This window comes from Pseudomonas sp. NPDC098747 (assembly GCF_044760045.1).
GTDB lineage: Bacteria > Pseudomonadota > Gammaproteobacteria > Pseudomonadales > Pseudomonadaceae > Aquipseudomonas.
This window is the reverse complement of the sequence record NZ_JBIWAL010000029.1, coordinates 22495-47974: the sequence shown is the minus strand read 5'-3', so window position 1 is coordinate 47974 and position 25480 is coordinate 22495. Positions and strand designations below refer to the sequence as shown.

General features: G+C 60.4%; 22 protein-coding genes and 1 pseudogene. 17 read left to right on the top strand and 6 right to left on the bottom strand.

Annotation, left to right across the window (positions count from 1 at the left end):
- Positions 1 to 383: 383 nt before the first annotated feature.
- From ACIQVE_RS18140 to ACIQVE_RS18070, 15 genes are read left to right on the top strand one after another with little or no spacing between them, the layout of a single operon-like run.
- Entirely contained in the window at positions 384 to 1736 is a 1353-nt protein-coding gene (locus ACIQVE_RS18140) for a UDP-glucose dehydrogenase family protein (RefSeq protein WP_402810669.1), read from the top strand.
- Positions 1733 to 2770 carry an NAD-dependent epimerase gene (locus tag ACIQVE_RS18135; protein ID WP_402810668.1) on the top strand — a complete coding sequence of 346 codons (1038 nt, stop codon included), beginning with the start codon at positions 1733 to 1735 and terminating at the stop codon, positions 2768 to 2770. Before ACIQVE_RS18140 ends, ACIQVE_RS18135 begins: the two co-directional genes overlap by 4 nt.
- Positions 2771 to 2787: 17 nt before the next feature.
- Positions 2788 to 3534: a sugar transferase gene (locus ACIQVE_RS18130; RefSeq protein ID WP_402810666.1), complete on the top strand. Its 747-nt coding sequence runs from the start codon at positions 2788 to 2790 to the stop codon at positions 3532 to 3534.
- Positions 3534 to 4181: a CpsD/CapB family tyrosine-protein kinase gene (locus tag ACIQVE_RS18125; protein ID WP_402810664.1), complete on the top strand. Its 648-nt coding sequence runs from the start codon at positions 3534 to 3536 to the stop codon at positions 4179 to 4181. Before ACIQVE_RS18130 ends, ACIQVE_RS18125 begins: the two co-directional genes overlap by 1 nt.
- 21 nt (positions 4182 to 4202) lie before the next feature.
- The gene (locus ACIQVE_RS18120; protein ID WP_402810662.1) at positions 4203 to 5225 is read left to right on the top strand and encodes a polysaccharide biosynthesis/export family protein; all 1023 of its coding nucleotides are present in this window, start codon (positions 4203 to 4205) and stop codon (positions 5223 to 5225) included.
- A 17-nt stretch (positions 5226 to 5242) separates the two neighbouring features.
- Complete coding sequence (locus tag ACIQVE_RS18115) at positions 5243 to 6835, top strand: GumC family protein (RefSeq protein WP_402810660.1); 1593 nt, start codon at positions 5243 to 5245, stop codon at positions 6833 to 6835.
- 2 nt (positions 6836 to 6837) lie between these two features.
- Complete coding sequence (locus tag ACIQVE_RS18110; RefSeq protein WP_402810705.1) at positions 6838 to 7923, top strand: glycosyltransferase; 1086 nt, start codon at positions 6838 to 6840, stop codon at positions 7921 to 7923.
- The gene (locus tag ACIQVE_RS18105; RefSeq protein WP_402810659.1) at positions 7920 to 9287 is read left to right on the top strand and encodes an O-antigen ligase family protein; all 1368 of its coding nucleotides are present in this window, start codon (positions 7920 to 7922) and stop codon (positions 9285 to 9287) included. Before ACIQVE_RS18110 ends, ACIQVE_RS18105 begins: the two co-directional genes overlap by 4 nt.
- Positions 9284 to 10252 carry a glycosyltransferase gene (locus tag ACIQVE_RS18100; RefSeq protein ID WP_402810657.1) on the top strand — a complete coding sequence of 323 codons (969 nt, stop codon included), beginning with the start codon at positions 9284 to 9286 and terminating at the stop codon, positions 10250 to 10252. The genes ACIQVE_RS18105 and ACIQVE_RS18100 overlap by 4 nt, the downstream gene beginning before the upstream one ends.
- The gene (locus tag ACIQVE_RS18095; protein ID WP_402810655.1) at positions 10245 to 11381 is read left to right on the top strand and encodes a glycosyltransferase; all 1137 of its coding nucleotides are present in this window, start codon (positions 10245 to 10247) and stop codon (positions 11379 to 11381) included. The genes ACIQVE_RS18100 and ACIQVE_RS18095 overlap by 8 nt, the downstream gene beginning before the upstream one ends.
- 13 nt (positions 11382 to 11394) lie before the next feature.
- Positions 11395 to 12396, top strand: a complete 1002-nt coding sequence (locus ACIQVE_RS18090; RefSeq protein WP_402810653.1) for a polysaccharide deacetylase family protein — start codon at positions 11395 to 11397, stop codon at positions 12394 to 12396.
- The gene (locus ACIQVE_RS18085; protein WP_402810651.1) at positions 12393 to 13700 is read left to right on the top strand and encodes an oligosaccharide flippase family protein; all 1308 of its coding nucleotides are present in this window, start codon (positions 12393 to 12395) and stop codon (positions 13698 to 13700) included. Before ACIQVE_RS18090 ends, ACIQVE_RS18085 begins: the two co-directional genes overlap by 4 nt.
- Positions 13697 to 15616, top strand: coding sequence for a hypothetical protein (locus ACIQVE_RS18080; protein WP_402810649.1), 1920 nt, complete (start codon positions 13697 to 13699; stop codon positions 15614 to 15616). The genes ACIQVE_RS18085 and ACIQVE_RS18080 overlap by 4 nt, the downstream gene beginning before the upstream one ends.
- Positions 15617 to 15651: 35 nt before the next feature.
- Positions 15652 to 16839, top strand: coding sequence for a GNAT family N-acetyltransferase (locus ACIQVE_RS18075; protein WP_402810647.1), 1188 nt, complete (start codon positions 15652 to 15654; stop codon positions 16837 to 16839).
- Entirely contained in the window at positions 16836 to 17528 is a 693-nt protein-coding gene (locus tag ACIQVE_RS18070) for an N-acetyltransferase (RefSeq protein ID WP_402810645.1), read from the top strand. Before ACIQVE_RS18075 ends, ACIQVE_RS18070 begins: the two co-directional genes overlap by 4 nt.
- Before the next feature lie 132 nt (positions 17529 to 17660).
- Here ACIQVE_RS18070 and ACIQVE_RS18065 read toward each other — a convergent pair whose 3' ends face one another.
- The gene (locus ACIQVE_RS18065) at positions 17661 to 18467 is read right to left on the bottom strand and encodes a class I SAM-dependent methyltransferase (protein ID WP_402810644.1); all 807 of its coding nucleotides are present in this window, start codon (positions 18465 to 18467) and stop codon (positions 17661 to 17663) included.
- 326 nt (positions 18468 to 18793) lie between these two features.
- Between ACIQVE_RS18065 and ACIQVE_RS18060 the strand changes: the two are divergent.
- A pseudogene (locus tag ACIQVE_RS18060) lies at positions 18794 to 18958 on the top strand (transcriptional regulator); the annotation flags it as partial.
- 61 nt (positions 18959 to 19019) lie between these two features.
- Here the strand turns inward: ACIQVE_RS18060 and ACIQVE_RS18055 are convergent.
- Positions 19020 to 19919 (bottom strand): LysR family transcriptional regulator, encoded by a 900-nt coding sequence (locus ACIQVE_RS18055; RefSeq protein ID WP_402810643.1) that lies wholly within the window; start codon positions 19917 to 19919, stop codon positions 19020 to 19022.
- Positions 19920 to 20033: 114 nt separating this feature from the next.
- On the opposite strand from ACIQVE_RS18055, the gene ACIQVE_RS18050 reads away from it, so the two are divergent.
- Positions 20034 to 21461: a mechanosensitive ion channel domain-containing protein gene (locus ACIQVE_RS18050; RefSeq protein ID WP_402810641.1), complete on the top strand. Its 1428-nt coding sequence runs from the start codon at positions 20034 to 20036 to the stop codon at positions 21459 to 21461.
- 334 nt (positions 21462 to 21795) lie between these two features.
- Here the strand turns inward: ACIQVE_RS18050 and ycaC are convergent, their stop codons facing one another.
- The 4 genes from ycaC to ACIQVE_RS18030 all read right to left on the bottom strand — a co-directional run bounded on the left by ycaC (position 21796) and on the right by ACIQVE_RS18030 (position 25397).
- Positions 21796 to 22419 (bottom strand): isochorismate family cysteine hydrolase YcaC, encoded by a 624-nt coding sequence (ycaC, locus tag ACIQVE_RS18045; protein WP_402810640.1) that lies wholly within the window; start codon positions 22417 to 22419, stop codon positions 21796 to 21798.
- Positions 22420 to 22491: 72 nt separating this feature from the next.
- A complete protein-coding gene (locus tag ACIQVE_RS18040) occupies positions 22492 to 24330 on the bottom strand; it encodes an amidohydrolase (RefSeq protein ID WP_402810638.1) in 1839 nt (612 codons plus the stop codon).
- 31 nt (positions 24331 to 24361) lie between these two features.
- Positions 24362 to 24988 (bottom strand): antibiotic biosynthesis monooxygenase, encoded by a 627-nt coding sequence (locus ACIQVE_RS18035; protein ID WP_402810636.1) that lies wholly within the window; start codon positions 24986 to 24988, stop codon positions 24362 to 24364.
- Complete coding sequence (locus ACIQVE_RS18030; RefSeq protein ID WP_402810634.1) at positions 24981 to 25397, bottom strand: DoxX family protein; 417 nt, start codon at positions 25395 to 25397, stop codon at positions 24981 to 24983. Before ACIQVE_RS18030 ends, ACIQVE_RS18035 begins: the two co-directional genes overlap by 8 nt.
- Positions 25398 to 25480 lie beyond the last annotated feature (83 nt).

The following is a 25480-nucleotide window of genomic DNA, read 5'->3' as shown; positions in this document are numbered from 1 at the left end:
CCGCTCGCGAAACGACATGGGGTCAAAAGATTGTCGGTCGAAACCTGACCCTAGCAGTCGGGGATCAAAGCGCAAGGAATGGCTGGTTTTCCCGAAAAGCGTCAAAAAAACGCTGACTCAAACCTGACGCACCACAGATGCTGTAAGTCTCTATTTTCGCGGCCTTTGAACCGTTTATCGCATTCTCTGAAATGTAAAAACAACGCCAATGGCGTGACAAATGTAGCAATAGCAAGCACTTGATGGCCAATCGCCCGACAAATGGCCGGTGTTATACAGGTGCAACATGTCATTTTGCTGACACGCTTTTCCACCCCTGCGCTATACCCCATTTGACGGTCTCAATTTTAACTTCTTCTTTTCGCTCTATCGAGGGTGCGCAGATGGACGTGAGCGTATTTGGCACGGGCTATGTTGGACTTATTCAAGCTGCCGCACTTGCAGATGTCGGGCATCGGATTCTATGCGTCGATATAGACCCGAAGAAGATTAAACAACTGCAACAAGCCGTACCGCCCATTAGCGAACCGGGACTGTCCAGCGCACTTGAAGAAAACATCAAGGCCGGGCGCTTGTTTTTCAGCACCCAGGCCAGCGATGCGGTCGAGCATGCCGAGCTGATTTTCATCGCGGTCGGCACCCCGGCCGATGAAGACGGTTCCGCTGACCTCAGCCATGTGCTCAACGTTGCACGGCAGATCGCCGGTCTAATGGAGGCCGATCGCACCCTGATCATCAAATCCACGGTACCAGTCGGCACGGCGGATCAAGTCCTCGCCACCGCCAACAGCGAATTGCTGCGCCGCGGCAGGGCCGATTTGAAAGTACGCGTGGTGTCCAACCCCGAATTCCTCAAGGAAGGCAGCGCCCTCGCCGATTGCATGCGCCCGGACCGGATTATCGTCGGCACCCGCGACGACGAAGCCCGCGAGCAGATGAGCGAGTTGTACGCGCCGTTCTGCCGCAACCACGAAAAACTGATGTTCATGGACAACCGCAGCGCCGAGCTGACCAAATACGCGGCCAATGCGATGCTCGCCACACGTATCAGCTTCATGAACGAGCTGGCCAACCTCACCGAATTGCTCGGCGCCGACATCGAATCGGTGCGCAAGGGCATCGGCTCAGACCCGCGCATCGGTTATCACTTTATCTATCCGGGCTGCGGCTTCGGTGGCTCGTGTTTTCCCAAGGATCTGCGCGCCCTGCTGCACACCGCCGAACACAACGGCATGCCGTTGAAACTGCTACGCAGCGTCACCGACGTCAACGACAGTCAGCGGCACATCCTCTTCAGCAAACTAAAAGCGCAGTTCCCCCAAGGCCTGGCCGGCAAATCCATCGCGATTTGGGGCCTGGCGTTCAAGCCCAACACCGACGACATGCGCGAAGCCCCTAGCCGTTACTTGATGGATGCGCTGTGGGCCGAAGGCGCCAGCGTGCAGGCCTACGACCCGGAAGCCATGTCCGAGTGTCGGCGCCTCTATGGTTATCGCAACGACTTGCACCTGTGCGCCACCCGCGACGACACGCTGGAAGATGCCGATGCGCTGGTGATCTGCACCGAGTGGAAAAACTTTCGCGTGGTGGATTTCGAATGGCTGGCCAGCAAGCTGCGTTCGCGGGTGGTGATTGACGGTCGTAACCTCTACAACCCGGAACATCTGGCTGCTGCCGGTTTGCATTACAGCGGCATCGGCCTGCGCCACATTGCCCCTGAAGGGCTGCGGCCATGAAAATCCTGGTCACCGGCGCGGCCGGCTTCATTGGTGCCCATTGCGCATTGCGGCTGATGCGCGACGGCCACACGGTGATCGGTCTGGACAATTTCAACGCCTACTACGATCCGCAGCTCAAGCACGATCGCGTGCAATGGGTGCGCGAGCAGGTGGGCGATTTCCAGCTCGCTACGGTTGACCTGGCCGATGCGTCGGCCATCGAAGCGCTGTTCGTCCGAGAAAGCCCGCAAGTGGTGATCCATCTCGCGGCGCAAGCCGGGGTGCGGTATTCGCTGGAGAATCCGCGGGCGTATCTGGACAGCAATCTGCACGGTTTCCTAAACATTCTGGAAAGCTGCCGGCAGCATCCGGTCGAACACCTGATCTACGCCTCGTCGAGTTCGGTGTATGGCGCCAACCAGGCCACGCCGTACTCGGTGAAGGACGGCGTCAACCATCCGCTGTCGCTGTACGCCGCGACCAAGAAAGCCAACGAGTTGATGGCCCACAGTTACAGCCATCTGTTCGGCATTCCCTGCACCGGGCTGCGCTTTTTCACCGTGTACGGGCCGTGGGGCCGGCCGGACATGTCGCCGATCCAGTTCGCCAAGGCGATCAGCGAGGGCCAGCCGCTGAAGCTGTTCAATTACGGCGAGCACCAGCGCGACTTCACCTACATCGACGACATCATCGAAAGCATCGCCCGCCTTATCGAGCAACCGCCACAAGCCAACCCCGAATGGAACCGTGAGCAGCCCGACCCCGCCAGCAGCATGGCGCCGTGGCGGCTGTTCAACATCGGCGGCCAGCACCCGGTGGAACTGAAAACCTACCTGGCGCTGATCGAAAAACACCTCGGTCAAAAAGCCGTGGTCGAGCTGCTGCCCTTGCAGCCGGGTGATGTGCTCAACACTTGCGCCGAGGCCAGCGATCTAGCGCAAGCCACCGGTTTTCAGCCCCGGATAGAGCTGGACGAAGGACTCGGGCGCTTCATCGCCTGGTTCCGCGACTACTACCCAACTGCCTATCGCCCACGCGCCGCACGCGGCTGATTATCAGCGGAGGACTTATGACTGGACATGAGAAAGCAATGTCGATGCAGGAACTGCATCGCGACAAACGCGTAGACCCCGAGCACCGAATGCGCCTCGATGCCGCGATTCATCGCCAGGGTCGCGGTTGGGTCACTGGCCGTGACGGTGGCCGGCCATGGCAGCTGTCGCGCACCAATCGGGTGGTCGCCTGCTTTGGCGCGCTGGTCATTCTGCTGGTGTTTTCGCCGCTGTTGATCGGTCTGGCGCTGGCCGTCAAATACACCAGCCCAGGGCCTGTGTTGTTCGTGCAGAAACGCACCGGTTATCGCGGGCGAAAATTCGGCATGTACAAGTTCCGCACCATGGTCGCCAACGCCGAAGATCTCAAGGAATCGTTGCGCCACCTGAACAAGCACGGGGCCGACGCCATTGATTTCAAGATCGACAAAGACCCACGAATCACCGGTATCGGCGGCTTCATGCGCCGGACCAGCCTCGACGAACTGCCCAACCTGATCAATGTGATCAGCGGCGACATGCGTCTGGTCGGCCCCCGTCCGACATCGTTCAACGCTTATCGCTACAAGGACAGTCACCTCGCACGCCTGAGCATCTACCCCGGCCTGACCGGCCTTTGGCAGATATCCGGGCGCAGCAACATCGACTTCGACCAGCGCGTTGAGTTGGACCTCAGCTATATCGCCGAGCAGAGCCTTTTGCTTGATCTGAAGATCCTGTTGAAAACCCCTTTCAAAGTATTCAGCGGCCACGGAGCAAGCTAATGGACGGTTCAACCAACAAAAGTCTGAGCATCGCCAACCCCAGCGAATCGAACCTGACCTCGACCGTGCTGGATCTGGATCTGCGGATTCTGCTCCTGACCGCCGCCAACCCCGGCGCGGGTACCACCACCAGCGCACTGGCACTGGCCAGTCAACTGGCGCAAATGAGCAGCGGCCAAGTGTTGCTGGTCGACGCCAGTCAATCGGCGACCAGCCTCACGCAACAACTGAACTTGAACAAGGAGCGCGGTCTGCGCGATCTGCTGTTCAACCCGGACAACCCGCCGCTGTTACAGGACTGCGTGGTGCAGGTCTCGAGCCTGCCCTTCGATGTGCTGCCAAACGGCCGGCCGATCCGCACCATGGAACACCTGACCGCCGAACGTCTGAGCCCGTTGCTCGACCAGTTGGGCAGCCAGTACCGCTTCGTGGTGATCGACGGTGACGCGGTGTATTCCGCCGCCGACACGCTGGTGATCAGCACTCAGGTCGATGGCGTGGTGTTCGTGGTTCGCGCCGAAGACACCCGTTGGGAAGTCGCCCAGGCTGCCGTGCAACGACTGACGCAGGCCGGGGCAAAAGTGGTCGGCAGCGTGTTCAACCGGCGCAAATATTACATGCCCAAGTGGCTGTACAAAAACCTGTAAGCGAACGCAAAGGATGACGCCATGAACGCCAAAATGCTTGTCCTGCTGTTGCTGCCGCTTGCAGGCTGCTCCAGCAATACCGAGACCCGCAACATGCCGGTGAATATCCTCACCGCCGCACCTGCCAATTCGCAGGCCAGCGACATGCCGAGAGTCGAGCAGACCCTGCGTCCCAAGGACGTGCTGGATGTGATCTTCCACATCAGCACCAGCGGCTCGGACGCGTATCGCGTGCAGTCGGGTGACCAGATCGGCCTCAACTTCACCGCCGCCAGCCAGCTCAACGGCAGTCAACTGGTGCTACCGGACGGCACCATCGAACTGCCGGGCGCCAACACCTCGGTGAAAATCGCCGGGCTGACCAGCGACGAAGCGCGCCAGGAAATCCAGCGCGTCTATCAACGCAAACAACTGTTCCAGCCCAACCGCAATCAGTTGAGCGTGCAAGTCCTCAGCCCGTTGAGCAACGAACAAAACCTCAAAAGCGCCCTCAACCACCCCGCCACCGGCATGAGCCGCGAGATCACCGTGGGGACTGACGGCTACGCGAGCTTTCCGGAAATCGGCGCGGTGCCAATGCAAGGCATGACCGTCAATCAACTTGAGACCTTTCTCAACAGCAAATACGCGCAATTGCCGGGGCGGATGACCGTCGATGTGCTGCTCAAATCCACGGCTGGCAACGAGATTTATGTCTTGGGCGAAGTGGCCCAACCCGGAGCCTACCCGATCCGCCGTCCAGTCTCGGTGCTTGAAGCCCTGACCCTCGCCAGAGGCACCAACGTCAAGGCGCGCCTCGATTCGGTGGTGATCATGCGGCGCAATGGCAATCAGGTGCAGGCGGTGAATTACGACGTCGAGAAAGCGTTGTCAGGCGAGGCTCCGCAGATCGCCTACCTGCAACCGGACGACATGCTTTATGTGCCAAAAACCAAGCTTGCCAGCGCCGGCGAACTCTCCAGGCAACTGGCCGACGTGGTGCTGTTTCAGGGCGTGGGGTTCAGCTTCGGCTACCGCGTCGACAACAAAGGCAGTGATAACTGACTCTCAGGTGACCGACTATGAACCCAAAGGAAAACTACCTGCATGAGTTCTTCAGGATCTTCTTCGCCAACAAGCAAGTGGTGAAGCGTGTCTTCCTGATCTTTGCAGTGATCGCACTGGTGCTGCCGCTGTTGCTCAAACAGAGCTTCGATATCACCGCGCAGGTGATCGTGCAGTCGAAAAAACTCTCCCAGGGCGATGCGACTACCTCGCTGACCCAGGACAACGCCACGTTCATTCCGCCGTCACTGGCGGACATGGAAACCGAAAGCAACATCCTGCGTTCGCCGGCGCTGATTCGTCAGACCATCAGCGACCTGCGCGACAAGGCCGAGTACACCCCACCGCCGGGCATGTTCAGCAAGCTGGTCGGTGAACCGTTCAAACGCTACGTCAGCTCGCCGTTGCGCGAATACGTGGTCAACCCGCTGCGCAGCACGTTGGGCATGGCGACCGATCCAGTGCGCGACACGGCACTCGACGTTTTGACTCAAGAAGCCATCGACAATCTGAAGATCGAAACCCTGCCGGGTTCCAATGTGATCTCGATCATCTACAGCTTCCCGGATCCTGCCCAGGGCACGACGTTTGTCGCCGCTTTGCTGCAAAACTATCTGGTCAGCCGTCAGGCGCTGCAATCGATCGAACTGCCGCACTCGTTTTACGAAACCAAGAAGCATCAATACCAGGTGCGCCTCGACGGACTGGAAGGCACTCGGCTGAGCTTGCTGGAAAGCGTCGGCTCGTCCGATCCGAAAGAGGAAATCACCTTCCGTCTCAACGCGATCAACACCGAGGAGCAGGCACTCAATCTGTACCGCGATCGCTTGCTGCAAAGCCAGCGCTGGCTCGATTACCTGAAAACCAGTCTGGCGGCTGCCAACTCCAACAAACTAAACGACTACACCTTCCCGTTCACCTTCACCACCACGGTCGACAACATCGCGTTCGAAGACCGCGAGATCAGACAGATGGGCGAGGCACTGACGACGCAGGTCAGCCGCTACATGAATGATCTGGCGGTGTTCCAGCCGGGTAGCGAGCCGATGCTGCTGACCCGCGAGCAAATCGCCCGCACTCGCCAGCAGTTCCTGAAAGTGGTCAATAACCGCATTCAGGAACGCACGATCGACTTGTCGGTGGTCAGCCAGGTCATCGAGCAGAAAACCGCGCGCATTGCCGACTTCAAGGAACGTATTCACCAGTTGCAGCAAACCCAGAGCAAGCTGCGCCAAATGGACACCGAGATAGGCGCTCTGCACGCCGCATTCTCGACCTACGCTCAGCGCTTTGCCGAAAGCAGCACCACGCGCTCTCTGGACAATGACCTGTCCAATGCCCGGGTGTTGAGCCCGCCGTTCGAGCCGACTGAAGCCGCGTTCCCCAAACCCATGTTGATCATTCCGTTCGGCCTGTTGACAGGCTTGCTGCTGGCGATCGCTTTCGTCTACGTGCGGGAGTTCTTTGATCATCGCTTCAAGCATCCTGCGCAAATCAGCCACGAACTCGACCTGCCAGTGCTGTTGGTGATTAACGAACAGCAGATGCTGCCGAGCAATCCGCACAGGAACTGGACGGTGCCAAGCTTCGTCCACTGGGTGCGCAATTGAGCCTGTCGACCCCGCCGAACGCCACCCTGCCGATCATTCATTTGCTCAGCAGCGGTGGCTTCTATGGCGCCGAGCGCATGTTGCTCGATCATTGCCTGGCGACGCCGGGACAGCATCAAGTGCTGTTCCTCGACGCGCCGCCAGCACTGATCGCACGCTTTCGCGAGGCGGGTGTCGACGCGCAAGGCTGCACAGGGCTCGGCACGTTGCTGCGGCATTTGCGTCAGCGCCGCAGCGAACAGCCGCTGATCAATACGCACAATTTCAAAGGGCTATTGTTCGGTTGGCTTGGCGCAACTTTGTGGCGCCTGCCGCTGGTCATCACCCAGCACGGTTTCACCCCGCGCAGCCGCAAGCAGAAGTTCTACACCTGGCTGAGCCTGCAACTGTGCCGCACCGCTTCGGTGGATCGGGTGGTGTGTGTGGCTGAAAGCATCGCGGCCATTCACCGTCAGGCCAGCGTGCGTGCAGACAAGCTGCAAGTGATCCCCAACGGTTTGCCGGCTCACGCCGAGATGATTCCGAATGCTGATCGCCAGCGCTGGCTCGCCGGTTACGTCGGGCGTCTGAGCAGCGAGAAAGGCCCGGATCTGTTTCTCGACGCGCTGATTGCGCTGTGCCTGCAACACCCGCAACTGGACGCGGTGATGCTCGGCGACGGCTCGGAACACGACGTGTTGCAGGCGCGCATCGATGCCGCCGGTTTGCAGCAGCGTATTCGTCTGCCGGGTTACCAGACCGACATGCACCGTTGGTGGCAGCAACTCGATGCGCTGGTGATCAGCTCGCGCACCGAGGGCACGCCGATGATTTTGCTCGAAGCGATGCAGGCCGGGGTGCCCGTGGTGGCCTTCGCGGTCGGCGGGATTCCCGATGTGCTGGAAGATCGGCATAACGGCCTGCTAGCCGCGCCCACCGACAGCGCCGCGCTCGCCCGCCAGCTCGATACGTTGCTGATGCAACCGGACCTGGCCCGGCACCTGCGCGACAACGCGAAACGCACGCAAAAGGATCGCTATGACCTCAAGGCGCTTGCCGAACACTGGTCGCAGCTGTACATCCGCACCGCACGGGAGGCACGCGCATGATTTTCCCGCTCTCGATCGTCAGTCTGCTCGCACTGGTCTGCATGGCTCTGCTGGTCAGTCCTTATCCCTATCTGGCGCCGGGTGCCGTGCTCGGTCTGGTCGGCGTCGCGGTGCTGTACCGCAAACCGTCCTGGGGCCTGCTTGGCATTGCCGCGCTGGTGCCGTTCGAAGGATTCTTCAAGGACAGCTTGTTTTCCGGGAGCAAGTTCCTCGGTGCTTCGCTGGCGCTGATCCTGATGTTGCAACTGGCATTGCATCAGCTTCCATCGCAGCGCCTGCGCAGCAATCTGTGGCGCTACCTGATCGGTTTCATGGCGCTGTACCTGCTGAGCCTGCTCGCCACCGACAACCTGGGCATGTCACAGAGTCATCTGCGTGAACTGAGCGTGGGCCTGATTCTGTTCGTGATCACCTTGTTGGTCGGCCGCGAGCTGAACCTCGGTCTGTTCGCCCGACTGGTGACACTCAGCGTCAGCGCCACCTGCGCGATGGCGATGTTTTCCAGCAAATTCCAGGACAAGGGCCGCGCCGCCGGCCTGCTCGATGACCCGAATGCCTTTGCTCTGCTGATCGCCTTCGCCGTGCCGCTGGGCCTGCTGCTGGTGATTCGCAGCCCGAACCTGCTGCACCGTTTGTTCTGGGCTGGCTGCTGCCTTTTGCTGCTCGGCGGCATGACCAAAACGGAGTCGCGCTCAGGCTTGGTGGTACTGGCCTTGAGTCTGGCGATCGGTGTCTGGCATTACCGCCAACACCTCACCCGCATCCGTCCCCGGCATTTCGGATTTGCCATGCTCGGTGCCGCCATCGTGCTGCCATTGGCGATTTATGCGATGCCTGCCGGTTATCTGGCACGCATCCAGTCGCTGAGTATCTTGAGCGCCGGGGCCAAGGCTCAGGATGAATCTCTTGGCCGTCGCGCCTCCTACATTGTCGTCGGCAGCCAGATCATCCGCGAGCATCCGCTGCTCGGCTCCGGCCCCGGGACCTTCCCGTTGCACTACGCGACTACCGGTTACGCCAAGGCGTTCTCGGCCAACCGCAAGATCGGCGATCTGTACCGTCGGGCGCACAACACTTATCTGGAGATTTTCAGCGAATTGGGGATTCCCGCCGGCCTGCTGTTTGTCGGCATGCTCGTGCAGGGTTTTTACAACCTGATCCGCGCACGACGGGCGTGGTTGCAGCGGCGAGAGTGGCAGCAAGCGGACCTGATCACTCACCTGGGGATGAGTTTTCTGTCACTGATCTTGTTTTTGATGTTCCTCAGCGCGCCGAATCTGAAATACCTGTGGATCATGCTCGCGCTGACCTGTGTCCTGCGTCTGAAGGCTGAACAAGCGCCGCTGACGGAGGCCAAGGCATGAGCCGTGTCAGCGTCGTCATCCCGATGTTCAACGAAGCGCGGCACATTGGCCGCACTTTGTTGGCTGCCCAGAAAGCCGCGAATGCAGCCGGTATCGACTGCGAGCTGATCGTGGTCGACAACGGCTCCAGCGATGACGGCCCACAGATAGCCCGCGCATTCGGCGCGCAGGTTCTGCTCATGCCCGGCCTGCTGATCGGCGCCCTGCGCAATCGTGGCGCAAGCGTCGCCAGCGGTGAATGGCTGGCGTTCATCGATGCCGACATCGAAATGCCCGAGGAGTGGCTGAGCCAATTGTTCGCCCTCGAAACGCACGCTCAGGGAGACATCTTCGGCCTGGACCTGCACACACCCGCCGCCGCACCGTGGTATGCGAGCGCATGGCAACGCCGGATGCTGCGCCCGACAAATCACGCTACCCGAACCGTGGACTGGCTGCCCAGCGCCAACCTGTTGATGCGCAAGCGCTGGTTCGACGACGTCGGCGGTTTCAACGAAACCCTGCGCACCGGTGAGGACAAGGAATACACCCTGCGCCTGAGCAAACAGGGCGCGCGACTGCTTTCGGTGAATAAAAGCATCGCTCTGCATTGGGGCTACGAGATGAACTGGCGTGAATGGATGGGCAAGGAGCTGTGGCGTCAGAGCAGTCACTTACAGTTGCTGCGCACCCATGGCGCGAGTCTGCGTCTGCTGCGTTTTCCGCTGCTGTCGCTGCTGGTCTGGGTCCTCGATTTTCTGGCGATTCTTGCGCTGCTTGTCGGCTTCGCGCAGCTCGCGGGGATCATGCTGGTGCTGACCCTGCTGCCGAGTCTGGTGCTCAGCGTGCGGCAGAGCATCAAGCACCGCAACGTCCGCCTGACCTTGCAACTCTGGGGCCTGCACTGGTTACGCCTGCATCTGGCCAGTGCGGCATTTATTCTCAGTCTGTGTCATTGGAACGCCAGGAGGCCTGCCCGTGGCTGAATTCATTTTCTGGATATGCCTGCTGCTGCCGGTGTACGCCTACGTCGGCTATCCGCTGCTGCTGACCCTGTTGGCGCCGCTGTTCCCGGCCTGGCGCCATGCCAAGGCACCGCCACTGAATATCAGCATCGTGATTGCTGCGCACAACGAAGCGCGGCACATCGAACACAAGTTGCGCACGCTGCTGGCTCAGGACTATCAGCCTGCGATGTTGCAGATCATCCTCGCCAGCGATGGCTCGACGGATGACACCGTGGCGTGCGCACACAAGATCATCGATCCGCGCATCACCGTGCTCGACCTGCCCCGGCAGGGCAAAGCCGCTACGCTGAATGCCGGCGCAGCGCTGAGTACCGGCGACATTCTGGTGTTCACCGATGCCGACAACCAATGGTCACTCGATACCCTCGGCCACTTGCTCGCGCCGCTGAGCGATCCGCAGGTCGGTGCGTGTGCCGGGCACATGGTCATCCCGGTGACCGGTGGTGGTTTGAGCATCGGTGACAGCCTGTATCGGCACTACGAAGGCTGGTTGCGCCGCATGGAAAATCGCACCGGTTGCATGGTCTCGGCCGATGGCGCTTTGCTCGCCCTGCGCCGCGAGTTGTTCCAGAACGTGCCAGCGGAAGTAAACGACGATTTCTTTATCAGCACCTGCGCACCGATGGCGCGCAAACGCATCGTCTACGTGCCCGAGGCACAAGTGATCGACCATGGCGTCGATGAGGCGGGCAAGCAATTCCGCCGGCGTCAGCGCGTCACCGTGGGCGGTTTGCAGAGCCTGGCGCAGCGCAGCGAGTTGCTCAATCCGTTCAAGCACGGCCTGTATTCGATTGCCCTGATCAGCCACAAACTGATCCGCCGCCTCGCCCCGGTGCTGTTGCTGCCATTGCTGCTGAGCAATTTCTGGCTGTGGAGCGAACACGGTTTCTATCGCCTGAGCCTGATCACGCAACTGATTGGCTACACGATTGCGATCGTCGGCCTGCTGGATTCGCAACACCGTTTACCCAAACCGTTCCGCTTCGCGGCTTTCCTGCTGGTGACACTGGCCGGCATGAGCCTTGGCCTGTGGCAGTTCCTGCGCGGTCAGCGGTACGCACTGTGGAACCCTGAACAGAACCGTTAAAAGGACCAAGGCCATGGCGATCAAACAACTACTAAAACGCACCAGTGGCTGGCTCTATCTCAACTCGTCCATGGGCCGCAACCAGTTGCACGGGGCCGGGGTGATCCTGATGCTCCATCGGGTGCTGGCCAACGACCGCGCAGCCAACCTGCCGCACCGCAATGAACTGTGCGTCGGCCCCCAAGCCTTCGAACATTTGCTGGTGTGGCTGCGTAAGCATTTCGATTGCGTGCCGCTGATGGAAATCCTTCAGCCCAACTCACTGCGCACCGAGCGCCCGCAAGTGGCGCTGACCTTCGATGACGGCTGGCGCGACAACGCCGTCAACGCCTTCCCGCTGCTGCAAAAACACCAGGTGCCGGCGAGTATTTTTCTCTCCACCGATTTCATTGGCAGTCGTCAACGGTTCTGGTGGGAAAGCCTGGGCGAAACCCTGTGGAACAGCCACGGCGAAAAAGCCCGGATGCATCTGATCGAATGCCTGCGCTCGATCGGTAAGCCATTGCCGGTGCTGGTCGATGACATTGACGTGCAGCGGCGCAGTCTGGCCCTTTTGCATTATCTGCAAAGCCTGAAAGATCTCGACCCGCAGGTGCTCGACCGGCTCACCGACGAGTGCCCGCAAGATTCTCTGCCGCAGGCCCTGGACTGGCATCAGGTGCGCGCAATGGAAGCTTCGGGGCTGGTGCGCTTCGGCCCACACGGCGCCAGTCACGCGATTCTTACCGGGCTTGATGATGTGCGCTTGCCGCAGGAAATCAGCCGCAGTCGCGATGCCCTGCACAACGGCTGCAATCGGCCATTGCCGGTGTATTGCTACCCCAACGGCGACAACGATGAGCGCGTCCGCGAGCAGGTCGCCAATCACGATTATCCGTTTGCCCTTGGCACCGCCACCGGCCTCTATCGCGGGGCCGGCGACCCTTTGAACCTGCCGCGCTTCGGCGTCAGTCAACGCACCGCACGCAGTCCCGAATTGCTCTCGCTGCGGATCTTTCGCGGGGCACGCACATGAGCCGAGGCAACTACCTCAAGCATTTGGCGCTGAGCATGGGCACCAAACTGGCGATGATCGCCTTGCGCCTGATGCGCAACGTGTTGCTGGCGCGGATTCTGGGCCCAAGTGAGCGCGGCTTGTTTGCCTTGCTCAGCACCCTGCCGGACCTGATCAGCGCGGCCACCAGCGGTGGCTTGAATTCGGCGGTCGGTTATCAAGCGGCCAACCAGCGGCCGATGGGTGTGCTGCTCGCTCAGGTGCTGGTGTTCGGCTGTCTGCTGGCGGGGCTGCTGACCTTGCTGGTGGTCGCGTTGGCACGAGAGTTCGGCAGCGAACTTGATGTGACGATGCAACTCGGTCTGCTGGCGTGGCTGTTGCTGCTGGCGGTGCCACTGACCGTACTGAAAAGCGGTCTGCTGACATTGCACAACGCTTCTGGCGGTGTGGTCGCGTTCAACGTCCTGCGTCTGCTCGAATCACTGGCGCCGTTGTTGCTGTTCCTCGCGCTGTTCTGGATGTGGAAGGAAGCGGCGCTCGAAGCGGCGCTGATCAGTTGGCTGGCCGGCATCAGTCTGGTGGTTCTGGTGGGGTGGATGTGGCTCAAACGCGCGCAGCCATCACAACTGCAATGGGATCGCGCGAGCCAGAACGAACTGCTGCGCTTCAGTGCCCGCAGCCATCCGGATCTGCTGTTCCAACAAGTCATCCTGCGCTCGGATTATCTATTCATCGGCGCCCTGCTCGGCAGCACCGCACTCGGTCATTACGCCATGGCCAGCGCGGCCGCCGAACTGCTGCTGATCGTTCCGGAAGCGGTCACAACGCCACTGATGAAACGCCTGCTGCAACAGGACGAAGGCATGGACAAGGTCACGCCGCTGGCGCTGCGCCTGACTGCCACAGTGATGTTGGGCGCCTGCATCACCATGGCGGTGATCGGTGAGTGGCTGATCATCACCCTGTTCGGTGTTGCCTACCAACCGGCCTATCCGGCACTGCTCGCCTTGCTGCCGGGGCTTTTGGGTCTGTGCTACGCGAGCATCTTGCGGTTGGACCTGATCGGCAAGAATCGACCCGCGACCGTGTCGCTGCTGATGGGCGTGGGTGCCCTGCTCAACCTCGCTTTGAACCTGGTGCTGATCCCGACTTACGGCATCGTCGGCGCAGCGGCGGCTTCGTCGATTGCCTATCTGGCGGTGACGATTGCGATGCTGGTGCTTTATTGCCGCTTGAGCGGCGTGCCGTTCTGGCAAACTCTGATCATTTTGCCCAGCGACATCACCCCGATGTGGCTGATGTTGCAACGCCGGAAGGCAGCATGAAGCGCCTGGCCCTGCTGCTCGGTCTCGGCCTGTCGCTGGACGCTTTTGCGGCGTCGATGCGCTGGGGCGATATCCGCGACGGCAGTTTGTATCTGCAAGCCAATCGCGCGGACACCGTGACCGTGAGCTGGGTACCGGCGTGGCAGGCGGACGCCAATGAAGAACATCTGTATCTGCTAGACGGTCAGGGCAAGCTGCAGGGCGAACGGCTGATCAAGGCCAGTGAAACCCGTGGCAGCCAGAGCTGGCCGCTGGCACCCGGTGCGGCGAGTTATCAGTTGGAGATTCCCGGCTACAGTTTTCGCAGCTACCGGGTCGAACATGACGAAAAAACCGTGGCGTTGTTTGCCCCGGCCAAGGTGCATTTCAGCGCGGAAGTCCGTAACGGCACTGAGCTGTATTTCAAAATAGCGCCGGGCGAACACGCGGTGCTGGCAGGCAAATTCCACGGTGGCGTCAGCGCCCTGCAAGTGCAGCGGGATGGCGACGGACAGCCGTTGGCTCTGAAATTGAAACCCTATCGCGCCTATTGGCAGTTCGATCAAGTCGCGCTGCCCGTCAGCGAACAACCGCAGATCTGGCGCCTGCGTCTGCAAGGCAGCGGTAAAGCAGCATTCTGGCTCGATGGCACGGCGAATCTGTTTGCGCAGAATCCGCAGCAGCTCAAACCCTTGCAGTCAGAACCGGGGCAGACGCGCCTGACCCTGCACAACAAAGTACTCGGGCGCACACCGGACCTGGGAATTGCACTGCCTTACCTCGTGCCGCCGCCGGCCAGTCATGCCGCACTCGATGCCTTGAAACCGACCGCGGCGAGTTACTACAGCTTCGTTGACGTCATGGCAAAAAACCCACATTTCGAAGACGCTTTCCGTCAGCTCTATCAGAACCGCTTCGGCATCCGCCAAGACATCACGCTGCTCGCCGGCACCGGGCGTCAGGCCGACCTGCGCGCCGACGTGCAAAGCAACAGCGGCCTCGACGCCTGGCTCGCTGGCACCCGCGCCTTGGATGGCAAAGGCACGCATTACATCGGCTTCGCTGACGAGCCGAACCTTAACTATTCAAACTACGAGCAGTATCAGGCGATTTTTACCAGCATGGCGAGGCAGGTGCGCAGCGACCCGGCCAACGCCAAGGCCGGCGTGCGCATCGCGATGCCGGCCAGCTCACGCTTGGTCAATGGACCGTTCACCGAAAACGCGGCGGACAAGCGCGGCATCGATTGGGCGCGGCGGCTGCTCAGTGAATCCGCCGATCAGGTCGATGCGCTGGCCTGGCACGAATGGATGATTCGCGACTTGCTGGCGACCCGGGTCTACCGCGACAGCGTGCGCCGCGCCGCAGACCTGGTGGGGCTGGACGCCAAAGGTCAGCCACGCAAAGCGTTGCTGCTGGACCAGACCAATCTGTCCAGCGGCTCGGCCCTGAGCCCCTACGATCAGGAAACCCATTACACCTCGCTGTGGTGGGCCTCGGTGGTGATCAACGCGTCTCAGGATGGGCTACTGACCATGCTCAACTGGTTTCAGGCAGCCGATGAGCCGCCCTACGGCAAAGGCATGGTGCGGGTGCTGGACAATGGTCGCGTTGAATTGAAACCGGTGGGCGTGGCTCAGCAGTTCATTCAGCAACACTGGCTTCACCGCGTACTGCAACTGGACAACGACGCCTTTGAAGTCGACGTGCTGGCGATGGCCAACGACGCGCAACGCAGTTTGCTGGGTGTGAACAAAGGCACGCGGTTGCAGCGGGTCGACCTGAGCGGCGTCGTGTGTCCGCTTAGCAAAGGCGCACTGCGTTACTTCGGCGCCGACAGTCGCAGCCGCGAAGCCCCCTTTAACTGCCAGGACGGTCACGTGCGCTTCGAGCTGCCGGGACAAACCCTGTTTGCCCTGAGCTGGAGTGAGTCATGAGCCGTCCATCAGCCATTACATCAGGGGCCGAGCCTATGACGCGATTCGAATGGCGATCATCGTTGTGTGCCAGCGACTTTCCGGCATCTGCCCATGAAGCGTTGCGCCTGCGGGTGACCGATCACACGCCGTTCAACAGCCTCGGCTGGTTGATCGCGGCAGAACAGGCGCTCCGTGAGGGTGAGTGCCTGCACGTATTGCTGGGCTGGGAAGCGGACGAAATGTGTCTGTGTCTGCCACTGGTCACAGGCCTTGAGCGCTTTGCCGGCATGCGCTTTCGCACCGTGCACCATTTGGGTTATCCCATGGCTGACCGCTTGGCACTGCTGTCGCGGCTCGACGCCGAGAACATGCGCAAGGCTTTGGAACTGATCCGCCAACGCCTACCCCACGCGCTGCTGCAACTCAACGAGTTGTCCGAACCGACCGGCGAGCAAAGCGTGCTCGCGCAATGGATGGCCCACAGCTCAACGGGTGAACGCAGGCTGAGTTGCCGAGTGCCGGTGCACTTGATCAGCGATGCCGACCACCAGGAAGTATCCGGCGACCCGCGCTACAAATTGCGCCGGGCGCGCAAACGCATTGCCGCGTGCGGCGCCCAGGTGAGGCGGATCACTCCTGACGCCCCCTCCATGGGTCCGCTGTTGCAGGCGCTGCGCGAGGTAGAAGCGGTGAGCTGGAAAGGCGACGAAGGCGTCGGGATTTTCGCCACCGAACGCAGTCGTCAATGGATGGAAAGCGCCTTCACCGCCCTCGCCGCCCAAGGGCTGGTGCGCGTCGTGACGCTGGAGCTGGATGGCCGCTGCATCAGCTATCGGCTGGGTCTGCTGGAGCACGGTCGACTCTACGACTACAACCTGGCGTTCTTGCCGCAGCATGCGGATCTGGGCAGCGGCCGGGTGTTGCTGGATGAGTGGATTCGCTGGGGTCTGGACGAGCAATGGCGCTGGATCGATGCGTCGCGGGTCAGCCTGGAGAACTCCAGCCATCAACTGCACGAACGCATGACCGGGCAACTGGAACACTGGCGCTGGAGTTTCTACTCGTGGCGCCCGAGCGGTTTGCTATTGGGCTTCGGGCTACGCCTTTGGCACCACGTCAAACCGTCCCTGCAAAAATGGCGCGCACAGCGTGCCGGCAACTCGACAGCGGCGAACACATCCGAAACTCAACCGGCAACACCATCCACCACACCTGGGCTAGCGCCTCGGAGGGCATCATGAAAGTCATCGAAAAACTGCTTCTGCGCATCAGAGAAAAAGGCCTGCGCCGCACCCTTGGCGCGTTGGGGAAACGTTACGTATTCGCTCACCGTGAATTGCTGTGGTTGGAGCGCGATCTGGTCACTCCCATTGCCCCACACAATCTGCGCCCCTGTGAAGGTTTGCGCAGAGTCGACATCACCGAGGATAACGCCAAGGCATTCAGCAAGTACTTTGGTGACCGCGTGCAGACCATGGCCGAGTTAGCCGCCGAAGGGCATACGGGGCACATGCACCTGGACCAGGACGATCACACCGTCGGGTTCGTCTGGGCCAGCACTCGCGACTATTACGACCGCCACTTCTACCGCTGCACGTTCCCGGTCAAGCCCGGTGAATACTTTCAGTTCGGTGCCGAAATTACCCGGCAGTACTTCGGCAGTAGCTTGACCGTCGATGCACAGGTTGCGCTTTGGCAAGTCATGGCTGCCCGAGGCTTCAAAAAAGTGGTGGATATCTGCGACAACGCCAATGTACAGGCCCTGAAGATGCATATGCGTTTGGGCTATCAGGAACAGGGGCGTATCACGCATGTTTACGACCTGTTCGGGCACTGGCGTTTCTTCCGCGAAACACACTACAGCGGCTCAAGACTGGAGGCTTTGCGCAAGCCGGATAGACCGGTGGTGACGGCGGCGGCGCAGGCTTAGTCAAACTCGAAATGTGCGGCGTCTATTCGGCCGCCTTCGCGAGCAAGCTCGCTCCCACATTAGATCTGTGGCATATACAAATCCATTGTGGGAGCGAGCTTGCTCGCGAAGGGGCCAAAGACAGCGATAGAGTCAATTCCTGCTTGCAACCAGGGTGAAACACATCGGCAACTGCGCTTGCTGGTTCAGGTATTGGTCGTACAACTCTTCCCGATTCGAATGCGCATATTCCTTGAAGTGCGCGATGTTCAGCCCTGCGCCGATGACGCCACTGAAGATCGCGCCGAGGTTGTGCACGAACCAGTAGGACTTGGCTGCCTGCTGTTCAACCTTGCCGACATAAACAATCGGCTCTTCCTGCACGAATGGCTCGGCGCGGAAGTACGAACTGGCGAGGCGATACGGATCTGTTGCGTCAGGATCGACCATTTCCAGAAACGGATGGGTTTCGTAGATCACCAGTTGTCCGCCCGGTTTCAGCACCTGCGCGACGTGGCGAAAGAATTCGCCGATGTCGGGCATCCAGTTCAGCACGCCGATGGTGATCAGCGCGACGTCGAAGCGGTTATGCAACGCTGGCGGCAGGTGATGGACATCGGCTTCGATGAATTCGGCGTTGTGCGCTGAACGACTGTTCAGCACGCGGGCCTGTTCGAGAAAGGCACTGGACTGGTCGACGCCGACCACGTGCCGCGCACCGAGGGCAAACAGCGACAGGCTCTCGCGGCCGTTGTTGCAGCCCAGTTGAATCACCTCTTTACCGTCGACACCAACCTGCGCCAGCACACCCTGCAAGGTGTCATCGATGCAGGAGAAATCCGCCTGCGCGACTTCACTGAGCAATGCCTGCCAGTCAGGCGACTCCTGGTGATGGCGAGCGGAGTCGTTCCACGCCTGTCGATTGCTTTCGATGGCGGTTTTATTGTTTGGCACTTCCATGGCGCACTCCAGACGATGCTCATGATTGAGCGGCCATGAGTCTAGATCAGGGCGGCAAAACAGTTTGTTGCAATCTTGTAAGCCAACATACAAGGAGCTGCCGAAGGCTGCGCTCTTCTGATTTTGCCTTTCAATAGCTAGATCAAAAGATCGCAGCCTTCGGCAGCTCCTACACGTTTTGGGCTTGCTGCCTACATACCCTGAAGATGGTTCGAGTTCGATAACGGATTTGGCCGACTTCTCATTCGTATCAACTTGGATACAGTCGAACACACATCACAAAGCCCCATCCGACGCGCACAAAAAATGGCAAAGGAAGTTTAACCATGAGCCAGACTTTGACGAGTTTCGACATGGCAGCGCTGTTGGACAGTGACGAAGCCATCAGCGAATACCTGTCTCAAGTACTCTCGGACGAGGATAACGAAGAGTTTCTTTGCGCAATCGGCTATCTAGTAAAGGCCCGCGGGGCAAATGACGAAATACAGGATCCGAGTTGCCTGCTGGAATGCCTCAGTCAACATCACTCCTTCATTTGATTTGCGTGGAGGATTAAAGGGCGACGTGGCTCTGATTCAGACTTTCACGCAGGAACTCGACCAGCGCCTGCACCGGACGTGAAGCCTGGCGGTGCTGCGGATACACCGCCGACAAGGTCAGCGGCTCTGGGCGCAGATCATCCAGCAGCGGCACCAGTCGCCCCTCCTTCAGGGCCGCGCCGACAATAAACGTCGGCAGATAGGTAATCCCCATCCCCTGTACTGCCGCATCCCGCAGCAACTCGCCGTTGTTGACGCGCATGCGCCCGGTGACATTCACCAGCGTCGGCTTGCCCGGGCCCGCGTCGAACCGCCACTGCACCGAGCGTCCGTGCCCATAAGGCAAACAGTCATGCCCGAGCAGATCTTCCGGTTTCAGCGGTGTGCCGCGTTCGGCCAGATACGCAGGGCTGGCGCAGTACACCCGCTCGATGCTGGCGATGCGGCGGGCAATCAGGGTCGAGTCTTCCAGCACACCAATGCGCAGCGCCAGGTCGTAGCCTTCACCGAGCAGATCCACCGGGCGGTCGCTCAAATCCACTTCCACCGTGACCTCGCGGTAGCGCTGCAAAAACACCGGCAGCAAACAGCCGAGGTGCGCCACGGCAAATGACAGCGGCGCGCTCAGGCGAATCGTGCCGCGAGGCTCGGCGGTCTGCCCGGCGATGCCTTGTTCGACCTGTTCGACTTCGCCCAGCAGGCGCAATGCCGATTCGTAATAGCTCTGGCCCAGCGGCGTGACGTCGAGGCGCCGGGTCGAGCGATTAAGCAAACGCACGCAGAGACGCTCTTCGAGCTGCATCAAGCGGCGACTGACGAATTGTTTGGACAGGCCCAACTGATCGGCCGCCGCCGTGAAGCTGCCGGAGTCCATGACCTGGCAAAAAATACGCATGTCTTCGAACGGATTCATTGTCACTCTCTGGTGGACAGTTAAACGCTTTATAGCCGCTTTTTCACTTCACAGCACCCTATTAATCTGTGTTCACGGTGTTGAACCAACCCCATCCAACTCGGAGAATGCCCAATGTCCTTCCTCTTCGCCCACCTGCTGTCCTGGAGTGCCCTGCTGCTGGTGGTTGACGCGGTGTTGTGGCACTTCACGCCATTTACGCATCGTGCGCCACGGGTAGGTGTGCGGCTGGCGCTGTTTCTGGCGTTTACCGCGCTGGTCATCAATGCCGGTGTCAGCCCTTTGCAGGCGCCGTTGTTCGTCGATGATCGGGTCGCGCAACTGGGTGCGACGGCGTTGGGCATTGTCTGGTGGCTGTATGCCGCGCGGGTGCTGACGGAAGTGATCGGCCTGGTGCTGATGCGCCGCATCGGTCACAGCGGTCGCTTGTTGCAGGACGTGATCGGTGCGCTGGTGTTTCTGATCGCCATTGTCGCCGCTGCCGGTTACGTGCTGGAGTTGCCGGTCAAAGGTTTGCTCGCAACGTCCGGCGTGGTCGCCATCGTCGTTGGTCTGGCGCTGCAGAGTACCTTGGCTGATGTGTTCTCCGGGATCGTGCTCAACACCACAAAACCCTATCAAGTCGACGACTTCGTGGTGATCGACGGCGTCGAAGGCAAAGTGCTCGACATCGACTGGCGCGCTACGCACCTGCTGACCAGCGCCGGGACCATGGCCGTGGTGCCGAACTCGGTGGCGGCCAAGGCCAAGATCGTCAACCTCAGTCGCCCGAACAACATGCACGGCGTGTCGATCAGCATCAAAGTGCCCAACCACATCCGCCCGCGGCGCGTGTTGGATGCCCTCGACCGCACGCTGCAAGGCAGCAGCAGTTTGCTGTTGTCGCCGGCACCAAAAGTGGTGTTGAAAGAAGCCGGCGACGAAATGTCCGAATACGTGGCCAGCGGTTTTATCGCCGACCTGAGCAAGAAAAGCGAAGTGCGTAATCAACTGTTCGACCTGGCTCATCGGCATCTCGAAGCGGCCGGGATTTCGCGGCACCCCGACGGTGTGATCGAACCTTCGACCCGCGCCCGCGCATTGCTCGATGAAGTGAAGATCTTCCGTTCGCTGAGTCCTGATGAACGCGACCGACTGGCAGAATCGATGGTCGCGCAGCAGTACAGCGCCGGCCAAGTGGTGCTGGATCTGAATGAAGTGCCGGACAGTCTGTTTGTGATTGCTACTGGCGTGGTCAGTGCGACGGTGCCGGATGGCGCCGACCAGACTGAAGCTGGGCGGATGGGGCCGAGTGAAGTAATGGGTGAGCAAAGCATTCTGGCGGACACACCGTCGCAGGCGACGTTTACGGCGCTGACGTCGAGCATCATCTACCGCCTCGACAAGACGCTCACGCGCGAATGCATGGAGCAGCGCGCTGAGGTGGGTCGGGCGTTGAACAAGTTGCAGGCGGTGCGGGAGCAGAACAGTCGACTCGCGTTGATGGCTAAACCGGTGGCGGTGAGGAAAGGTGGGTTTTTGGGGTGGTTGCAGAAGCGGTGATGTGTGCAGTTCCGAATGGTTTTTCCAGCTGAAGATCTTACCCCCTCACCCCAGCCCTCTCCCCCAAGGGGGCGAGGGGGGAAAGGGAGCCGATTTTTGTGCTTTTCAAGACTTGAGTTCGATTCAGAATTTTCAGGTCGGTGTAACTCGCACAAACACCCCGGCCAGCCCTCTCTCCCCTAAGGGCGAGGGGGAAAGGGAGCCGATCTTGATGATTTTCAAAACCTGAGTTCGACTCAGAACTTTCAGGTCGGTATAACTCGAAAATACACCTCGATCAGTCCCCTCTCCCTCCGGGAGAGGGTTAGGGTGAGGGGCTTTTCAGCTCTGCCGATTACTGGGCGGTGAACTTGGTGTAGCTGTTGATCAGGTTGCGATAGTTCGGCAGACGGTTCGACAGCAGATTCGCCAGGCCTTCCATGTCGTTGCGCCAGTCACCTTGCAGCTCGCACGCCACCGAGAACCAGTTCATCAGTTGCGCACCGGCCGCCGACATCCGCGCCCACGCCGCTTGCTGCACGGTGGTGTTGAACGTGCCGGAAGAGTCGGTCACCACGAACACTTCAAACCCTTCAGCGAGGGCCGACAGCGTCGGGAACGCCACGCATACGTCGGTTACCACACCGGCAATGATCAACTGCTTGCGACCGGTTGCCTTGATCGCTTTGACGAAGTCTTCGTTGTCCCAGGCATTGATCTGGCCTGGACGCTGAATGAACGGCGCGTCCGGAAATTGCTCCAGCAGCTCCGGCACGATGGGGCCGTTGGGACCTGCGTCGAAGCTGGTGGTGAGGATGGTCGGCAGTTTGAAGAACTTGGCGATGTCGCCCAGCGCCAGCACGTTGTTCTTGAACTCGTTCGGCGAGAAATCCTGCACCAGCGAGATCAGGCCGGTCTGGTGATCGACCAACAGCACAACCGCATCGTCTTTGTTCAAACGTGTGTAAGGAACGCTCATGGGGAAACTCCTGGATGGACGGATGGATGTTGCGTGAAGCGCCGACCGCGTGGCCGGCGCTTTTGAAAGAAATCAGAAGGCGAAGCAGGAACAGCCGAACGCGCCCCAGAAACCAGCGAAATCGCTGACCGGCGCATTCGACAAACGCGCTTTTTCATGGCTGTGCGAATGCACGCCACACGGTCCGCTGCACTGGTGCACTTGCGCCTGCAACGGCGAATTCTGCCGCCAGTGGCCGGGGACTTTGACCACTGGCGACCAGTCCGGCAGCACCGGCACGCTGGCTGGGCCGAGGTCCTGGAAGTCGCCGGCGGCGTAGACAATCTTGCCGCCGACCACGGTCAGCACCGACTCGATCCACTTGATGGCTTCTTCTTCGACATGGAAGAAGTCCGCGCTCAACGCTGCCAGATCTGCCAGTTGCCCGACCTTGATCTGGCCTTTTTTGCCCTGCTCGGAGGAGAACCAGGCGCTGCCATGGGTGAACAATTCCAGCGCGGTGGTGCGTGGCAAACCTTCCTCGTACAACGCCAGCCCGCCGACGGTGCGCCCGCTGACCATCCAGTACAGCGAGGTCCACGGGTTGTAGCTGGACACCCGCGTGGCGTCGGTGCCGGCGCCGACCGGTACGCCTTCGGCAAGCATGCGCTTGATCGGTGGCGTGGCTTCGGCGGCTTTCGCACCGTAACGGTCGACGAAGTACTCGCCCTGGAACGCCATGCGATCCTGAATCGCGATACCGCCGCCCAGCGCTTTGACCCGTTCGATGTTCTGCGGGGTGATGGTTTCGGCGTGATCGAAGAACCACGGCAAACCGTTGAACGGAATGTCACGGTTGACCTTCTCGAACACGTCGAGCATGCGGCTGATGGATTCGTTGTAAGTGGCGTGCAAACGGAACGGCCAGCGCTGCTCGACGAGGTGGCGCACCACCGGCTCCAGCTCTTGCTCCATGGTCTGCGGCAACTCTGGACGGGGTTCGAGGAAGTCCTCGAAGTCCGCCGCCGAGAACACCAGCATTTCGCCGGCGCCGTTGTGGCGCAGGAAGTCGTCGCCCTGATGCAATTTGACGCTGCCGGTCCAGTTCTGGAAATCGGTCAGTTCTTCTTTCGGCTTCTGGGTGAACAGGTTGTAGGCGATGCGCACGGTCAACTGGTCATCTTTGGCCAGTTGTTCGATCACCTGATAATCGTCCGGATAATTCTGGAAACCGCCACCGGCATCGATCGCACTGGTCAGGCCGAGGCGATTGAGTTCGCGCATGAACTGACGCGTCGAGTTGACCTGATATTCCAGCGGCAACTTCGGCCCCTTGGCCAGCGTCGAGTACAGAATCATCGCGTTCGGTTTTGCCACCAGCATGCCGGTCGGGTTGCCGTTGGCATCGCGGACGATCTCACCACCCGGCGGGTTCGGCGTGTCGCGGGTGTACCCGGCCACGCGCAATGCGGCGCGGTTGAGCAGCGCGCGATCGTACAGGTGCAGGATGAACACCGGCGCATCTGGCGCGGCCAGGTTGATTTCTTCGAGGGTCGGCATGCGTTTTTCGGCGAACTGGAATTCGTTCCAGCCCCCGACCACGCGCACCCATTGCGGGGTTGGCGTGCGGTCGGCTTGTTCCTTGAGCATGCGTAAGGCGTCGGCCAGCGACGGCACACCTTCCCAGCGCAGTTCGAGGTTGTAGTTCAAACCGCCACGGATCAGGTGCAAGTGTGAGTCGTTGAGACCGGGAATGACGCAGCGCCCGTGCAGATCGACCACTTGCGTGCCCGGACCGCGCAGGGCCATGGCTTGCGTGTCGTTACCGACGACCACAAAACGGCCGTCCTGGATCGCCACCGCGCTGGCCAGCGGCTTGCTGCGGTCTACGGTATGAAATTGGCCATTGAACAGAATCAGATCGGCGCTCATCGCAGTTCCTTCGACAAAAATTGAATGGGGTTCAGCGTGACGGGTGTTCGGTGGGTTCGACGTGAGCATGGGCCTGACTGGCTTCCAGCCAAGGCGCGAACAGACGGGTCACGCGGGGCATGAACACGTACACCACCGACAGCACGATGGTCAGAGTGATCAGGAACGTGGCGACCACGTAGTTGGAAAGAATGGGATGCAGCCCGAGCAGCGGCCCCCAGATCAGCGGCACCAGCAAGGTGTGCGGCAGAATCACCAACAGCGTGATCACCGCTTGCTTCCAGCGCGGCGGCGGCGAGGCGGCATCGGCCAGCGGGGCGAACCAGAATTCGTTGATCGGGGCGATTTCGGTCTGGTCGCCATCGGCCAGCATTGGCGCGGCTTCGTCAATCAATGCCTGACGTTGCTCGGAATCGAGCCAGCGCTGCATCGCCTCGGTCGAGCAAAACCGCAGCACGCAGGTGAACAGGTCGAGCCCGCCATGTTTACTGCGCATCACATCGACGCCCAAATGCCCATCACTGCGCCCCGCCACACTGACGATATTGCGCAGCCAGGCCTCATAGGGTTTTTCGAAACCGGCCTTGACCCGGTGCTTGACGATCAGCGTGACAATCTCATCGCTCCCGACGGCTTTCTGAATAGGGGTATCAGGCATAACGCAGCACTCCGGGCAGACGCACATTGAGCGCCAGCCGTCCCGGCCCGGCGATGAATACAGTGGTAAAGAGGATCAACAGCAGCCAGCCGAACTGCCCTTCGGCCACAGTCCATTGCGGATGCACAAGCAGCAGCGCCACCAGCAGCACAAAGAGAATAGGCAAGCAGGCCAATCGCGCCAGCACCCCGGCGACGATCATTAGCGGACAGAGGACTTCGGCGAAGATTGCCAGGAGCAATGTGAGGTGGGCACCGAGGTGGAACGGGTCTTCAATCAGTTGCAGTTGCGCACTGAAGTCGAGCAATTTGGGCATGCCGTGCACGCACAGCAGAAACAACCCGCCGCTGACCCGCAGGAACAGCAAACCGATGTCGTACGCCCGTTCATCGCAATGTGCAGCGTTCATGGCCCGACCCTTGAAATGTCATTGGCCTGAATAATGCCAATGCCGGGCGGGAGAAAATTGGATGGGTGTGCTCAGTTAGTCGC

What these genes read in the sequence shown, in the direction of transcription:
- ACIQVE_RS18140 (WP_402810669.1), top strand. Translation starts at nt 384, where the DNA reads ATGGACGTGAGCGTATTTGGCACGGGCTATGTTGGACTTATTCAAGCT.
- ACIQVE_RS18135 (WP_402810668.1), top strand. Translation starts at nt 1,733, where the DNA reads ATGAAAATCCTGGTCACCGGCGCGGCCGGCTTCATTGGTGCCCATTGC.
- ACIQVE_RS18130 (WP_402810666.1), top strand. Translation starts at nt 2,788, where the DNA reads ATGACTGGACATGAGAAAGCAATGTCGATGCAGGAACTGCATCGCGAC.
- ACIQVE_RS18125 (WP_402810664.1), top strand. Translation starts at nt 3,534, where the DNA reads ATGGACGGTTCAACCAACAAAAGTCTGAGCATCGCCAACCCCAGCGAA.
- ACIQVE_RS18120 (WP_402810662.1), top strand. Translation starts at nt 4,203, where the DNA reads ATGAACGCCAAAATGCTTGTCCTGCTGTTGCTGCCGCTTGCAGGCTGC.
- ACIQVE_RS18115 (WP_402810660.1), top strand. Translation starts at nt 5,243, where the DNA reads ATGAACCCAAAGGAAAACTACCTGCATGAGTTCTTCAGGATCTTCTTC.
- ACIQVE_RS18105 (WP_402810659.1), top strand. Translation starts at nt 7,920, where the DNA reads ATGATTTTCCCGCTCTCGATCGTCAGTCTGCTCGCACTGGTCTGCATG.
- ACIQVE_RS18100 (WP_402810657.1), top strand. Translation starts at nt 9,284, where the DNA reads ATGAGCCGTGTCAGCGTCGTCATCCCGATGTTCAACGAAGCGCGGCAC.
- ACIQVE_RS18090 (WP_402810653.1), top strand. Translation starts at nt 11,395, where the DNA reads ATGGCGATCAAACAACTACTAAAACGCACCAGTGGCTGGCTCTATCTC.
- ACIQVE_RS18085 (WP_402810651.1), top strand. Translation starts at nt 12,393, where the DNA reads ATGAGCCGAGGCAACTACCTCAAGCATTTGGCGCTGAGCATGGGCACC.
- ACIQVE_RS18080 (WP_402810649.1), top strand. Translation starts at nt 13,697, where the DNA reads ATGAAGCGCCTGGCCCTGCTGCTCGGTCTCGGCCTGTCGCTGGACGCT.
- ACIQVE_RS18075 (WP_402810647.1), top strand. Translation starts at nt 15,652, where the DNA reads ATGACGCGATTCGAATGGCGATCATCGTTGTGTGCCAGCGACTTTCCG.
- ACIQVE_RS18070 (WP_402810645.1), top strand. Translation starts at nt 16,836, where the DNA reads ATGAAAGTCATCGAAAAACTGCTTCTGCGCATCAGAGAAAAAGGCCTG.
- ACIQVE_RS18065 (WP_402810644.1), bottom strand. Translation starts at nt 18,467, where the DNA reads ATGGAAGTGCCAAACAATAAAACCGCCATCGAAAGCAATCGACAGGCG.
- ACIQVE_RS18055 (WP_402810643.1), bottom strand. Translation starts at nt 19,919, where the DNA reads ATGAATCCGTTCGAAGACATGCGTATTTTTTGCCAGGTCATGGACTCC.
- ACIQVE_RS18050 (WP_402810641.1), top strand. Translation starts at nt 20,034, where the DNA reads ATGTCCTTCCTCTTCGCCCACCTGCTGTCCTGGAGTGCCCTGCTGCTG.
- ycaC (WP_402810640.1), bottom strand. Translation starts at nt 22,419, where the DNA reads ATGAGCGTTCCTTACACACGTTTGAACAAAGACGATGCGGTTGTGCTG.
- ACIQVE_RS18040 (WP_402810638.1), bottom strand. Translation starts at nt 24,330, where the DNA reads ATGAGCGCCGATCTGATTCTGTTCAATGGCCAATTTCATACCGTAGAC.
- ACIQVE_RS18035 (WP_402810636.1), bottom strand. Translation starts at nt 24,988, where the DNA reads ATGCCTGATACCCCTATTCAGAAAGCCGTCGGGAGCGATGAGATTGTC.
- ACIQVE_RS18030 (WP_402810634.1), bottom strand. Translation starts at nt 25,397, where the DNA reads ATGAACGCTGCACATTGCGATGAACGGGCGTACGACATCGGTTTGCTG.